16 protein-coding genes are annotated in these 12,233 nt (G+C 59.8%); 7 read left to right on the top strand and 9 right to left on the bottom strand.

All coding sequences use genetic code 11. The features are described from left to right. Positions 1–138: 138 nt before the first annotated feature. Entirely contained in the window at positions 139–1,206 is a 1,068-nt protein-coding gene (locus J0A91_RS19235) for a RelA/SpoT domain-containing protein (RefSeq protein WP_069206241.1), read from the bottom strand. Positions 1,207–1,532: 326 nt separating this feature from the next. Between J0A91_RS19235 and J0A91_RS19230 the strand changes: the two genes are divergently transcribed. Then, on the top strand, positions 1,533–2,744 hold the full coding sequence (locus tag J0A91_RS19230) for a tyrosine-type recombinase/integrase (protein ID WP_240502089.1): 1,212 nt from the start codon (positions 1,533–1,535) through the stop codon (positions 2,742–2,744). 200 nt (positions 2,745–2,944) lie between these two features. Here the strand turns inward: J0A91_RS19230 and J0A91_RS19225 are convergent, their stop codons facing one another. Beyond that, entirely contained in the window at positions 2,945–3,688 is a 744-nt protein-coding gene (locus J0A91_RS19225) for a helix-turn-helix domain-containing protein (RefSeq protein WP_083224794.1), read from the bottom strand. A 13-nt stretch (positions 3,689–3,701) separates the two neighbouring features. Then, positions 3,702–4,985 carry a tyrosine-type recombinase/integrase gene (locus tag J0A91_RS19220; protein WP_069206238.1) on the bottom strand — a complete coding sequence of 428 codons (1,284 nt, stop codon included), beginning with the start codon at positions 4,983–4,985 and terminating at the stop codon, positions 3,702–3,704. A 275-nt stretch (positions 4,986–5,260) separates the two neighbouring features. Here J0A91_RS19220 and J0A91_RS19215 point away from each other — a divergent pair, with 275 nt between their 5' ends. Continuing rightward, positions 5,261–5,431 (top strand): hypothetical protein, encoded by a 171-nt coding sequence (locus J0A91_RS19215; RefSeq protein ID WP_169833170.1) that lies wholly within the window; start codon positions 5,261–5,263, stop codon positions 5,429–5,431. A gap of 99 nt (positions 5,432–5,530) precedes the next feature. Here J0A91_RS19215 and J0A91_RS19210 read toward each other — a convergent pair whose 3' ends face one another. Beyond that, positions 5,531–5,716, bottom strand: a complete 186-nt coding sequence (locus J0A91_RS19210; RefSeq protein WP_069206237.1) for a hypothetical protein — start codon at positions 5,714–5,716, stop codon at positions 5,531–5,533. After that, positions 5,704–5,994, bottom strand: a complete 291-nt coding sequence (locus J0A91_RS19205; protein WP_206364930.1) for a hypothetical protein — start codon at positions 5,992–5,994, stop codon at positions 5,704–5,706. The genes J0A91_RS19210 and J0A91_RS19205 overlap by 13 nt, the downstream gene beginning before the upstream one ends. A 513-nt stretch (positions 5,995–6,507) precedes the next feature. On the opposite strand from J0A91_RS19205, the gene J0A91_RS25275 reads away from it, so the two are divergent. Next, complete coding sequence (locus tag J0A91_RS25275; protein ID WP_083224793.1) at positions 6,508–6,972, top strand: GNAT family N-acetyltransferase; 465 nt, start codon at positions 6,508–6,510, stop codon at positions 6,970–6,972. A gap of 118 nt (positions 6,973–7,090) precedes the next feature. Then, a complete protein-coding gene (locus J0A91_RS25270) occupies positions 7,091–7,537 on the top strand; it encodes a GFA family protein (RefSeq protein WP_206364929.1) in 447 nt (148 codons plus the stop codon). A 114-nt stretch (positions 7,538–7,651) separates the two neighbouring features. On the opposite strand, the gene J0A91_RS19190 is transcribed toward J0A91_RS25270, so the two are convergent. Then, positions 7,652–8,089: an NUDIX hydrolase gene (locus J0A91_RS19190; RefSeq protein ID WP_276204585.1), complete on the bottom strand. Its 438-nt coding sequence runs from the start codon at positions 8,087–8,089 to the stop codon at positions 7,652–7,654. Between the two features lie 310 nt (positions 8,090–8,399). Between J0A91_RS19190 and J0A91_RS19185 the strand changes: the two genes are divergently transcribed. From J0A91_RS19185 to J0A91_RS19175, 3 genes are all read left to right on the top strand, one after another. Further along, positions 8,400–9,416 carry a hypothetical protein gene (locus J0A91_RS19185; protein ID WP_069207493.1) on the top strand — a complete coding sequence of 339 codons (1,017 nt, stop codon included), beginning with the start codon at positions 8,400–8,402 and terminating at the stop codon, positions 9,414–9,416. A gap of 263 nt (positions 9,417–9,679) precedes the next feature. Continuing rightward, positions 9,680–9,958, top strand: coding sequence for a CopG family ribbon-helix-helix protein (locus J0A91_RS19180; protein WP_083224792.1), 279 nt, complete (start codon positions 9,680–9,682; stop codon positions 9,956–9,958). Beyond that, on the top strand, positions 9,946–10,239 hold the full coding sequence (locus J0A91_RS19175) for a type II toxin-antitoxin system RelE/ParE family toxin (RefSeq protein ID WP_069206233.1): 294 nt from the start codon (positions 9,946–9,948) through the stop codon (positions 10,237–10,239). Before J0A91_RS19180 ends, J0A91_RS19175 begins: the two co-directional genes overlap by 13 nt. A 43-nt stretch (positions 10,240–10,282) precedes the next feature. Here J0A91_RS19175 and J0A91_RS19170 read toward each other — a convergent pair whose 3' ends face one another. The 3 genes from J0A91_RS19170 to J0A91_RS19160 all read right to left on the bottom strand — a co-directional run bounded on the left by J0A91_RS19170 (position 10,283) and on the right by J0A91_RS19160 (position 12,128). Next, complete coding sequence (locus J0A91_RS19170) at positions 10,283–10,657, bottom strand: hypothetical protein (protein WP_150126982.1); 375 nt, start codon at positions 10,655–10,657, stop codon at positions 10,283–10,285. 68 nt (positions 10,658–10,725) lie between these two features. Then, entirely contained in the window at positions 10,726–11,124 is a 399-nt protein-coding gene (locus J0A91_RS19165) for a hypothetical protein (protein ID WP_150126981.1), read from the bottom strand. Between the two features lie 215 nt (positions 11,125–11,339). After that, positions 11,340–12,128 carry a hypothetical protein gene (locus tag J0A91_RS19160; protein WP_150126980.1) on the bottom strand — a complete coding sequence of 263 codons (789 nt, stop codon included), beginning with the start codon at positions 12,126–12,128 and terminating at the stop codon, positions 11,340–11,342. Positions 12,129–12,233: the final 105 nt, after the last annotated feature.

Raw genomic sequence — 12,233 nt, 5'->3', positions numbered from 1 at the left:
TGGGGTATCGGCTGGGGTATGCCCCTGGTCGATACCCGCCTGTAAGGCGCGGAAAACGGTCATTCCTAGCCCGACGCGGCGGAGGGATTGTCCGCCGCGCAAACCGGTAATCCGACCCTCTAATTAATTCACTTCGCCTTAAACCTCTTCAACAAGCGGCTCCGGAAAGTCGCCCGTCAAGACGCGATCAACTAAGCGGGAGAACAAAGCGGTATCCAGAAAATAGTTTGGGTAAGCCTTTTTAAGGGCTGCAATATCAGAGGCGGAAACCAAAACGACCTGTCGTCGCGATCCTTCTGGAATTTTACTCTCAAGTTCCGTGTAGCGTAAATTTGCAGAAGATGACTCCTTCGCCTTGAAGCGTCGCAGCGTGGTTTTTCCTTCTTCGGGATCTACTTCTATAATGAAGTACTTCGCGTCCTTCGCCGCTCCAATTGTTTCAAGAGTTGTATTATATGCCCGCAACATATCCTTTGCCCGCAACTTTTGCGAAAGTCGCTGTATTTCGTTCACGAGTTCGACCTTCGCGATAGGGGCGCCGGGCACGCTAGGGGTCCTCTCGATCGCCGCGATAGCCGAACTCATCAATGCAAAAAACCGCAGCCAGTCTTCGTCACCCTGATTGGATTTTAGAGCTTGTCGCGTGAACAAGCCAACCGCTTCGACAGCAGTCGCCCAAGAATGTTGCATTTGGGTTCTAATTTGAATTTCAACTCGAAGGCCGCTGTATTCCGCTGTCGCGTCAGTGCCAACATACTCATAAACTAGGTGATACGAACGATATCCGTCAGGCTTCGGGTTCTCGATATAATCTTTCTCATTGCGAAACTTGTGATCGAAATCTTTTGTCTTGTAGAATTCCGCGAGTCTATAGACGCTCGTAAGGCGAGTGAAGATCGCGCGGCACCCAGCAATGTCCTGCATCTGAGTAAGGCGCATCGTCTTCTTGGAAATAAGTTTCCGGTGGATAGAGTCCAGACGCTTCGCGCGTTGCGCAACTGTTACAGATTTCTCAAATTTTCTCGCCCGATTTCGGAGAGTGATTTGGAAGGTGTTCAGGGGATAGGCGTGCGCCGATCTCCAGTTGTTTATGACGTCAAGCGCGTGAAGGCCCTCCAGCGTGGATACCGGGAACGCTGTCCGAGCCAAGAGGCGGGCGGCAGCATTGTACTCGTCCGGCTGGAATTCAAGCGTAGTCCAGGCCATGATTACACCTTCGCTTTTGGTAACGGGTCGCCGCCGTCCTAGTCCGTTTTAGAATCTAGCGGTTCCGAAGTGACAATCCCGAGGAATGCGCTCGGATTGATGTAATGACGACTGGCGTAGCCCGTGAGGCAGACAAGTTGACCGTCTATGTCAGCCGCCGAAATCATGAAGGCTTTCGGGCCTAATCCTGCGACCATCGCTGAGACAGTAGCGCCCCGCTTATGCGCTAATTCGACCGCGCGAACCAGCGCCACCGCTCGAACGTAATCCTGATCCGACATCCCGCGTCTCCCGTTGCGCGGCTTAAATCCCCCAAGTGAGAGTGAATGTCCATGCTGACCAGCGCAGCGGTGAAAGCCGCGCGGCCGCGTACGCGCGCGTATAAAATGTTCGACGAGCGCGGGCTGCACCTGCACGTTGCGACCAGCGGCCGCGCGACGTGGCGGCTCAAGTATCGGCTCGCAGGCGCCGAACAGTTACTGACGATCGGCTGCTATCCCGAGATTTCGCTCAACGCGGCGCGCGGCCACCTCGAGGTGGCGCGCGAGCAGATCGCGCGCGGCATCAAGCCCGCGTCGCCGGCGGCGGCCGCGGCATCGCTGATGTCATTCGAGCGGATCGCGCGCTCCTGGCACGCGCGCCGCCTGTCCGGCTGGACCGATCGCCACGCGGTTGACGTGCTCGCCAGCCTCGAGCGCGACGTGTTCGCAGCTGTCGGCGCGCTCCCCTGCGACGAAATCAGCGCTTCCGACGTGCGCGAGCTCTTGGAAGTCGTCGAGGCGCGCGGCCGGATCGAAACCGCGCGCCGCCTGCGCCAGCGCATCGAAGCGATCTTCGCCTTCGCTATCTCACACGACCAGGCCACCGCCAATCCGGCGAAGCCGGTCGCCGCCGCGCTGGCGGCCGTGCCGCGCCGGCGCCGCCAGCCCGCGCTGCTGACGATCGTCGAGGCGCGCGCGCTGCTCGCTGCCAGCGATCGCGCGGCCGGCCGCCCGATCGTGCGGCTTGCCTCACGGTTCCTCGCCCTGACGGCTGTGCGCCTGAACGCGCTGCGCGGCGCGCGCTGGGCCGAGATCGAGGATCTCGACGGGCCGGCGCCGGTGTGGCGCGTGCCGGCGGCGCGCATGAAGCTGGCGCGGATCAAGAAGGCCGACGCGGCATTCGATCATCTGGTACCGCTCGCGCCGGCGGCGGTGGAAGTCCTGCGCGCGACGCGTGCCATTGGTAACGGCGGCGAGCTCATCTTTCCCGGCGCGCGCGGCGATTTGCCATTCGCCGAGGGCGCGATCGGCGACCTGTACGATCGCGCCGGCTACGCCGGGCGGCATGTCCCGCACGGCTGGCGCGCGACGTTCTCGACGGTGATGAACGAAGCGATGCCGGCGGAACGCGAGGTGATTGACCGGGCGCTCGGCCACACGCTGAAGCGCGACGACGGCCACGAGGCGAAGGTGGAGGCGGCATACAACCGTAGCGTGCAGTTGGGGCCGCGCCGCGCGGTCCTCGAGCGCTGGGCCGCGGATCTGATCGCCGCCTGATCGACGGCGCGGCTGGACGATCGGCCGAACCCGTTTGGCACGGATCGTGATCCTCCCCCACGCCAAGCCCGGGGCGGCGCAAGCCGCCTCGCTCCGACAGCCGGGTCTTGGCGGTCGGGTGAGTGGGGCGGGCCGTCACGGCCTGGGGGAGCATCAAACTGGCGCATGAGATCGCTAAAAGGCGATCTCATTCCTCATCCTTACCCCTGAGCCGGGATAGCGGGTGAACTTGGTAAACTCGCGTTGTCGAAAGAAGAACGCATCTCCGACAGTGCTTTGCGAAGAGGCGAATAGGCGGGCTGGGGAGGGCTGTCAGGCGTAGGGGGCGGGGCGCCGTACCTTTTTCCGATCGCCGCCAGCTTGCGATCCCATAGCTGCAGCAGCCGCTGCCGCACCGTCTTCGGGAGCGCGCCCGGGTCGAAATAATAGGCGTTGCTCGTCTGCTCGCGCTGCGGGCCGAATTCGCCATCCTTGCCGGTCTTCCGCGAGCGACGTACCCAACGCAGGAAGCCGTGAGCGCGCAGGCGTGCCAGGGCACGCACCACGGTAACGCGGCACAGGTTCGCCGCCTCGGCGATCGTGTCGATCGCGGGGAAGAGCCGCCCTGTCTTGAAGTCGATGGGGATCCGCTTGCGGCCGCGTCGGCCAAGCAGGATCTCGAGCACGGCCAAGCCGTTCGCGCCAAGCGGCCGCCCACCGCCCTTGCGCCGCTCCAGGTCGTCGAAGTCGCGCGCGACCTCGAGCATGCAGTCGATCCAGCCGAGCGCGCCATCGCGTGTTCCATCGCCGATCGGCCGCCAGGGCTTCGCCTCTGGCTTTTCCTCGTCAAAGCTATGGCGCCGCACCTCGCGATCGGGGCCACGCTGTTTGCCCGAGAGCTCGGCTGCGAGCTTTTTGGTCAACTGGCGCGCCTGACGCGCCGTGGTCGGGTCCGATGCGCTCATCGCGCACCGCCGCTTACGCGCGTCGACGCCGCAAATTGCGCTCCGAGGTGCCCCGCTCCCCATCGAAGAGGGTGATCGCCGGCGCCGCCCCCTCCATCAGCAGATCTGCCCACTCCTGCGCGAGCTCGCGCCGGCGCGGCAGATACGCATAGCGGTTGTAAATGGGCTCGACGCCGGCAGCCATATGCGCGAGCATCAGGTCGATGATCTCGCGATCGCCGACGCGATTGTGGATTGCGGCGAGCGCGTTCATCACCGTCGAGAATGTCGAGCGCCAACCATGCGGGACGTGTCGACCCGCATAGCCAGCCTGTCGGTAGACCTTGCTCAGCGTCGAATCGCTGATCGGCGTTCCGGTCGTGCTGGGGAACAGCACCGTCCGATCCCCGCAAACCGCCAGTGCGACCTTCACCACGTCGACCGCCTGCCGCGACAGCGGCACGATGAACTCGTAGGTCACATCGCGCTTCTGGACGGCGGTCAGCTTCATTTTGGCGGATGGCACGCGCCAGATCGGCTCCGGTCCGTCGAGCCCCTCGAACTCGCGTGGCTCGGCCAGCCGGACAACGCCCGGACGTGCCGCCGTCAGCGCCAGCAGGCGCGAGGCCAGCTTTGTCGAGGGGTAGGACTGTTCGTCCTCCACGCGGCGCAGCACGATCCGGGCGGCCGGAACCTCGAGCACAGCAGGGCGCCGACCTTTCACGACCTTCTCGAGCGACTTGCGGACGCCCGCCGCGGGATCGGTCGTCGCGATGCCGTTCGCGATCGCCATCGCGAAAACGTCCGACAGGTGCTGTCGCAGCCGATGTGCGAGCTCGACCGCGCCGCGATCCTGAACCGTCTTCAGCACCCCAAGCACCAGCGGTACCGTGACCTGCGAAATCGGCAGGGAACCGAGCGCCGGAAAAACGTCGTTCTCGAATCGCTCGAGTACCTGCCGACCGTAGCGTGGCGCCCAATGCTTCGCCTGCATCGTGTGCCAGCGTCGCGTCACCGTCTCGAGCGTGTTCACCACCTCGGCCACCCGAATCGCGGCGCGTTGCTTCTTGTCCACGTCCGGATCGATCCCGTCGCGAAGCAGTCTGCGCGCGTCGTCGCAGCGCTCCCGCGCTTCCTTCAGCGAAATCTCCGGGTATAGGCCGAACGCCAGCCGCTTCTCCTTGTTGGCGAAGCGATACTTCATGCGCCACGATCGCGAGCCCGAGGGCAGCACGTAAAGGTAGAGCCCGCGCGCGTCGCTTAACTGGTATGCCTTGGCTGCGCCCTTGGCCGTCCGGCATGCCAAATCGGTCAGCATGGGGAAATCCGCCGGTGTCCCCACGGTTTCCCCAAATTCTCGCGCTGTCGTGTTCTGCTGTGATCGGCCATGATCGTCTAAACTGCTCGTTTTCCTTGCCGAAGCAAGGACTGTGCGCAGCCGTGATCGGCTCTGATCTTGTAGTGTGGCTCCCTACAGTGGATACGGTTCGCAACCTTCTTTGCCCAACCCACGAGCGAGGCTCGTCGGCTGGTCTCGCAATATAAGGCTGCGTTCGGTAAAGAAGTCAAACGTGCCGCGGGCTAAACCGAGAGTTGGACAACGCGTTCGGTACGAACGGCATCGATCCGGCGGTCGAGGACGTGCTGCGGAACATGGACTGGGACATGGCGCGTCAGGTCGAGCTTGATCTGACGATCGACATCAGCGACGGAATCCACCGTATCCGGGCGCCGACGCTCGTGATCGGCTTCAGCCACGACTAGATGGTTGTGCCGTTCCATGCGGAAGCGTCCTCGGCGGCCGGTCCCGGCGAGCGGTGCTGACCGCGCTCGCCCTTCTGGCGGCCCTCGTATCGCTCGCGGCTACGGCGCGTTCTCAATCGCCGTGACCCGCTCAGGCATCGACAGCAGCTCCGTCGCCGCTGCGGTGATGGCTTCGGCGATCGACGGATAGGTTTCGGCCGAACTCATGGAAACCCCGTCCGGGAGGGTGACGGCGGCCTGATAGCCATTGCCCTTGGGTGTCGCGCTCAACCTCACTTCGCCCATCGTCCGTCCTCCTGTCCGCCTCTGGCACGCAGCGCGTTGCTGAGCGGTCGTCCGTCCAGGCGGCAGGCGGCGACGACCCGGTCATAGCTCTGACGTCCGGCGCGGCAAAACAGAACGCGATTCATGACGCGACTTTCCGGCAGCCGCTTCGCCTCGCGCCCGCCGCGATCGCACGGTTCGGACGCGTTGAAGTCCGCCAGTCGGATTTCGATCCAGCGAGCCGGTCGACCGGCAGGACCGACGCACAGACTGTTTCCGTCGCCGATGTAGCGAACCACGCCGAAGACGGTCTCGCCAAGTTGCGTTATGGTTCTCTGGCACGGACCGGCAACCATCAGCTCGGACTGAGTATTCATCGCCGCTTCTATCGTGTCCCATAGAAAATGGCGGCGACAGGTTGCTCCAACGCCACCAACATAGTGAGGCGCGTTCCCTCAGATAAAGTGCAGTGTCGAGCGACCCAAGCCGACGGGCGTATTATCTCCACTCATTGATCGACTCCAATTGAGAGGCGAATGCAGCATGGCTGCAAGCTAACACCATTGCACGCGCGGAATTCATCGGCGGACGGCGTCATTTCATAGGCAAGTGGATCTAGAGATCAAGGCATCGGCATTCCACCTAACGCATTGGTCCCCACGACTGGCAAGATGGCGGAAACACCTGATTGTCGTGCATGAGGCTGGGAATGGCGAGCTTCGCGTGGAAAGGCGACCATCTGGTTTCGGAAGCGAGAGGATGTGCTACCCACCTTCGTTGAAGGCGGACCATTTGAACCGCCGGAGCTAAAGATGCGTATCGTCCTGCGGCCTGCTACAAACTCAGATGCCGGATATCTCCTTCGATTGGAGGAGACTTGTATGCGTGTTTACGCAGAGGCGCTTTGGGGATGCTGGAGACCAAGCGCGACAATTGAGGCGTTTGATCCCGCAAACCATTATATAATAGAACGCGATGGTGTTGCCGTTGGCTGCATCGCCGAAATCTGGCAGCCCGATCATGTTTTTATCGGCAAGCTCTATGTCGACGCTCCATTTCAGAGGCAGAGCATTGGTGCTGTTGTCTTGGAAATGAAGTCGAAGGAAGCATGCGCAAAAGGCATCCCTATCAAGCTGAGCGTTCTTACCACAAATCCCGCCGATGCTTTCTACCGACGAGAAGGCTTCGAGGTCGAATCTGAGACCGCCGAGCGACGGTGGATGTTGAAGCGGTGGGCGGCTACGGCAGCTTCGGATAGCGCGATCAGCAGCCTCTAACGACCGCAACCTGGGCGCATCCGGATCGGGAGCATTCCCGACGGCAAACACATGCCAGACGGCGGCACTCGCCTGTTTGTCGGAAACGCTACGGCCATGACACTGGACCAGATCCATCATGAGCACTAATAAAAAGCTCATGTGCAAAGCATCCACGAACCAGTCTAACATTTCCGGCTCCTGTCTTTGCGGAACCGTTCGCTTCAAGATCAACGGCTCCTTCGACAGCTTCTTTCTATGCCATTGCTCGCGGTGCCGAAAGGGAAGCGGCACGGCCCATGGCGCCAGTCTCTTCGCGTCTGATGCATCAATCCATTGGGAAGCGGGGGAGGATGAAGTCAAAATTTTTCGGCTACCCGGCACCCGACATCAGCGCAGCTTCTGTCGTGGGTGTGGGGCAGCGCTTCCTGATGTTCAGATGGACGGCGCAATGCTCAAGGTTCCCGCTGGCTGCCTTGATGGTCCCATCCAGATTCGGCCGACGGCACATATTTGTTGCGCCAGCCGTGCAGACTGGGATGTCGATCTGGATGAGATTGCCATGATGAGTGGCCTGCCCGGTTGATCGCCCCAGATGCCTGGATATCGACAATCAGAATCCCGCCTAGATGTCGGCAACCGCCCGTTTGTTGGACACTCGCGAGTTGTCCCGATGGGATCGAGAATTGGGAAGGACGGATCAGAGCGTGCGGGACAGTGGCAGGATGTAGTTGCGGGTCAAAGGTGCCAAGGGCATCGTCGTAGCGGTGACGCGATCGACCCATACGGCCTCCTCAATTTCCGACCGCGTAGCCGGGTCATGCTGCATCCGCACATGAAAGACCTCGGCCTCGACGGTATGCCCGGGTTCGTTGGCAGCGGGTGCGGAATAGCGACCGAGATAGCGTGCATCGTCATCGGCCAATACCAGCCCGATCTCCTCGCTTAGTTCGCGACGGAGGGCACTCAAAGGGCTCTCGCCGTTCTCTATCTTACCGCCGGCCTGCATGAACCACTCGGTCCCTGCCTTGCGGACCAACAGCAAACGGCCTGCATCGTCGTCGATTAAAGCGGCTGCTATCTGGATCGCGCGGGGGGCTCGTTGCTCATGCCACCATGCTAGCAGTTGCGATCTCAAGCTCAACCAGCTTCCCGAAACGAATGTTCAATGGACATGGCTGTGACGGAAACCGCATGGCGGCGAATGGTCGGCGTTGCCAACAGGGATTTCCGGTATTGGGTACCCGAAATGTCCTGATTTCCGTCACACCGCCTCTTTCCCGGAAAGGATCGAGTTTCGGGAACGGCAGAAGCATCCTCGAAATGCATCCACAACGATGTTTCAAAAAGATACGGAGGCTGGCAGCGGGTCGAACAGCAGCCTATATGCGGCTCTGACGCTGCGCCAGACCAGCATCCGGTCATTCGAGCCAGCGAATGAGGGAGTTATGACAGCCCAAGTTGGTAACGGCGTCGATCGGCGGCAGATCGCCGCGAAAGTAGCGCCCTTCGTCATTGTTGCGCTGGCCGGAATGGCGGTGCGAACGCCGCTAGCGACGACACGTCCTCTCCCGGCGCTACTCCTGTTCCTCTGGATCGTCGCAGACACGCTGATGCTGTCGCTCATTGCCCGATCATCGCGGAAGCCGGAGCGCAGCGCCATTCTGGCGGTGCTGGCCGCGGCAAGCTTTACCGTCTGGCTGGGTTCACCCCCGGCAATACGGGACACGCTACTCGAAATGCCGATCTTGGTGTTGGCGATGGCGACCGTCGTTCTGGGTCATGTCGCTTGGGCAACGGCCCGAGCTAGGCGGCTCGTGAACCAAGAGGGTATTGATCGTGAGGAGCGATGGGTGGCTGCCGCATCGGAGTTCTTTCCGCCCGCACTCGTTCGACTGGCCGTGGCGGAAATGACGGTGCTCCACATGGCGTTGTTCCGCTGGGGCGGCCCGGCCGACGTGCCGGCAAACGCCCGAGCCTTTGCCTACCATAAGCACCTGACCCCGATGTGCGCGACGCTGCTGATCCTGTCGGCGATCGAGATCGCGGTTTATCATCTGCTGCTTGGGCATTGGAGTCGCACCGGTATGATCGTCATGTTCATCCTGAGCGACGTGGGGTTCGTGTATCTGGTCGGCCTCATCAAGTCTTTCCGGTTTAAGCCGGTATTGTTGACGCCCGAAGGCATTCGGGTACGGGCCGGCTTCCTGATCGACCAATTCGTACCGTTCGACGCGATCGTCGCAATCGACGGAGCGTTCATCGGCGACGATGTCCGCGATCCGGCCACCCTCAACGCGGCGCTGCTCGCTTGGCCGAACGTCATGCTGCGGTTGGGCCGCCCGCTGCATCGTCGCTCGCTCCTGAAGAAGCGCGCGCCCTTCGTGCGTGTCGCGTTCCGCTTGGACGATCCTGAGCAGTTCACACGGCTCTTGGGGTGGAGGCTGGGCCTCCGAACCAGCTAGGCATTGTGCCTTCCTGATTGGGAGCGCGTAGCGAGAAATCGCGGACGATGATTGCCTTGACGCGCAGGTGCGGAAACCACTTTCCCAAAGCCTGTTCCCGATTGTTAGTTCTCGAAATGTTCCTTGAACATGGAGAACCGGGAAATCCGGGGTGTCGGAAATCACATTAATCTCGGCGAGACTGTTGGCGCTGGGGATGGACGGCGCAGCCCAGAGAGGCCACCTGAGCGCAAGGTAATACCTTTTGCTACGGAGGTCGCATTGTGGCAGCGGCAACATCAATAAAGCTCGATGATGCCCGTAAGGGGCGTGTCCAGCACCTTGCCGATGTGCGGCGGCGCAGCTCGCATTGGATCATGCGCGAAGCTATCGCACAGTATGTCGAACGCGAGGAAAAACGCGAGACGTTCCGACAGGACGCTATACGGGCATGGCACGAATATCAGCAGACGGGCTTGCATCTGACGCTTGAGGAAGCCGATGCTTGGTTGGCGAAGCTCGAAGCGGGCGAGGATGCGGAGCCGCCTAAGTGCCACGTCTGATCTGGACGCCGAATGCGTTAGCCAATGTTCAGCGACTCTATCGCTGGCTCTTGCCCAAGGATGCCGACGCCGCAACGCACGCGGTTGCGACGATCCGGGCCGGGGTCAGGATTCTGGCGGCATCACCGGGCATAGGCCGTCCGGTGGAAGATATGGACCCCGAGTATCGGAAAAAGCTGATCGACTTCGGCAACAGCGGCTATGTCGCCCTCTATCGCCTTGATGACGAGACGGTAGCGATCCTGGCTGTCCGCCGCCAAAAGGAGGCGGGCTATCCATAGCCGTCGACATGGCGGCTATGGCCTGATTGTCGTTCAACAATATTTATGAAGGTATCTTGATCCAGCCTTGCTCGATCGGGCGTCCGTCGCGGTACTCGAAATAAATGGCAACCTGCTCGCCTTCGGCGACATCCGGCCCACGCGGACCGCAAGTGCCGGGGCTAATGGGCCAGCCAGTTTCATATATCGCCTCGGTGAACTGACCCGCCAGAACGGCCTGCACGCGGACGCGGAACCATTTGCCGACAATGGGCACGTCTTGTCGAATTCCTGCGACCCGGCCCACAATGATGACGTCCGAACGCGCCAGCGTCGGATTGAATGGCCCTCTCGAAATCCGGCATGCATGGGCCGGGATCGCTACAAGCATTGCCGCTAATGCAGCGGCGCTCAACAGCATGTTTGAAATTGCCTTCATGATGCGATCATAACCTATCAGCTTTGCAAACAGGTTAAAGCGGCAATTCGCTAGCGCACGATGACCTGTTATCGCATTTTCTTCTCGGCAATCTTCTGCTTAATTAGCGACACTGCCATTCCAGCAAGAAAGCCGGGCAATAGATAACCCCACCATTTTAAGAAATTTGCGGTTGAGAATTCGAATGCTACGCATCGAATGTTCCCACCCAATATCTCGTATCCTTGTTTCTGGGCCAGCCGAATTTGATCCAAACAGACATCGGTCACCTGCGCAGCCTGCGTTTGTCCGAGCACGACAAGGAACAACGCTTCTGTCAGTATGAGCAGTATTGAAATAAATGCGTGCTTTTGAACGATATAACCAGCTACGCTCGGGAATATTATTAGGCAGATGCCGAAATTCACCAAAATAATCGAAACATCCGCACCCATCAGAGAAAAATGTGTTGGTTGAGGAACTGGCATCGTGCACCTCTCTCAAGTGCCTTGTTTGAACAGACTTTAGGCATGAGGGGGCAGGATGGACAAGCAGCGCTCGCCCTGATGCCCGTGTCTCATCTCGCGACAGAAAACGCATGGCCGACGGCGGCTGTCGCCTAATTTTCGCGCATCCGGGATAGGCTGACTTGGGTAGATTACGGACCGTAAGGTTACGGATATATCCTTGGCAAAAGTGAACATCAAAACCATGCAAGATTCCGTGCAAATCCAGTCACAGCTCGGCAGTGTGGCGGTTTATGGTCGCTTGATTTATCTAAAAAGTCTCTACGTTCGTAGGACCAATTTCGGCTAATGTCACCCGATGTCAATAATTGACCATGAAAATTCGCTGCTGATTTTCCAGTCTCGCGACCTCGCATTATGAGCGGTGTAAGATCGAGCAGATTTTTTGCTGTTCGATAGTCACTGCCGTCTGCAACCACTACGCAGTATGGCCGTCCCCCCGCCTTTTTCTCCGCCGCTTCTATAATAGCGAATGGCCAAATCAAAATTGCGATAGCTCCGGTGATCAGCGCCGTTCCGGAAGTGATGAATAACACGCGATGGTGCGGCATAAGCCTCGCTATGCCAAGCATCAGTGCTGATAGAAGAATAGCGGCCGCAACGCATGGCGCGGCTCCGACAAACGAGGGAACGATGGGCGTAAGCAACCACGCTACGCCCCAAATTAGAACGAATAGACAGCTTGCCTGAGCGGGTTTCCAATCGATTTTTTCAGGTAAATTTTCGACTTTCCGTAGACCCAGTAGCAGGCGGAAAAATGCAGGGACTATCCCTAAGAACAATGCGATTGAAATTATAAATCGATCAAACTCACCCCAATCGTCACTTATTGGCAAAGGCCTGCTGATGATCCAGAATAACCATGCATAGGTGGGAACCGTTACACCTATCGCCCACGGATATCCTCGCTTGGGTATAAAAAGGAGAAGCAGAAAAATATAGAGGATGATTTTGAGCACAGTCATAGCTCAGTCATACGCTGAATAGGTGAACGACTGGTTTTAGCGCGTTTCACTTCTTGCATGAATGTCTTGAGACGGTCGCCTACAGTCGCGCAGCTTTGCCCACGA

It is taken from the genome of Sphingomonas panacis (assembly GCF_001717955.1).
GTDB classification, from domain to species: Bacteria; Pseudomonadota; Alphaproteobacteria; order Sphingomonadales; family Sphingomonadaceae; genus Sphingomonas; species Sphingomonas panacis.
Note: the sequence above shows the minus strand (reverse complement) of the source record. Positions and strands in the feature narration are given on the sequence as shown.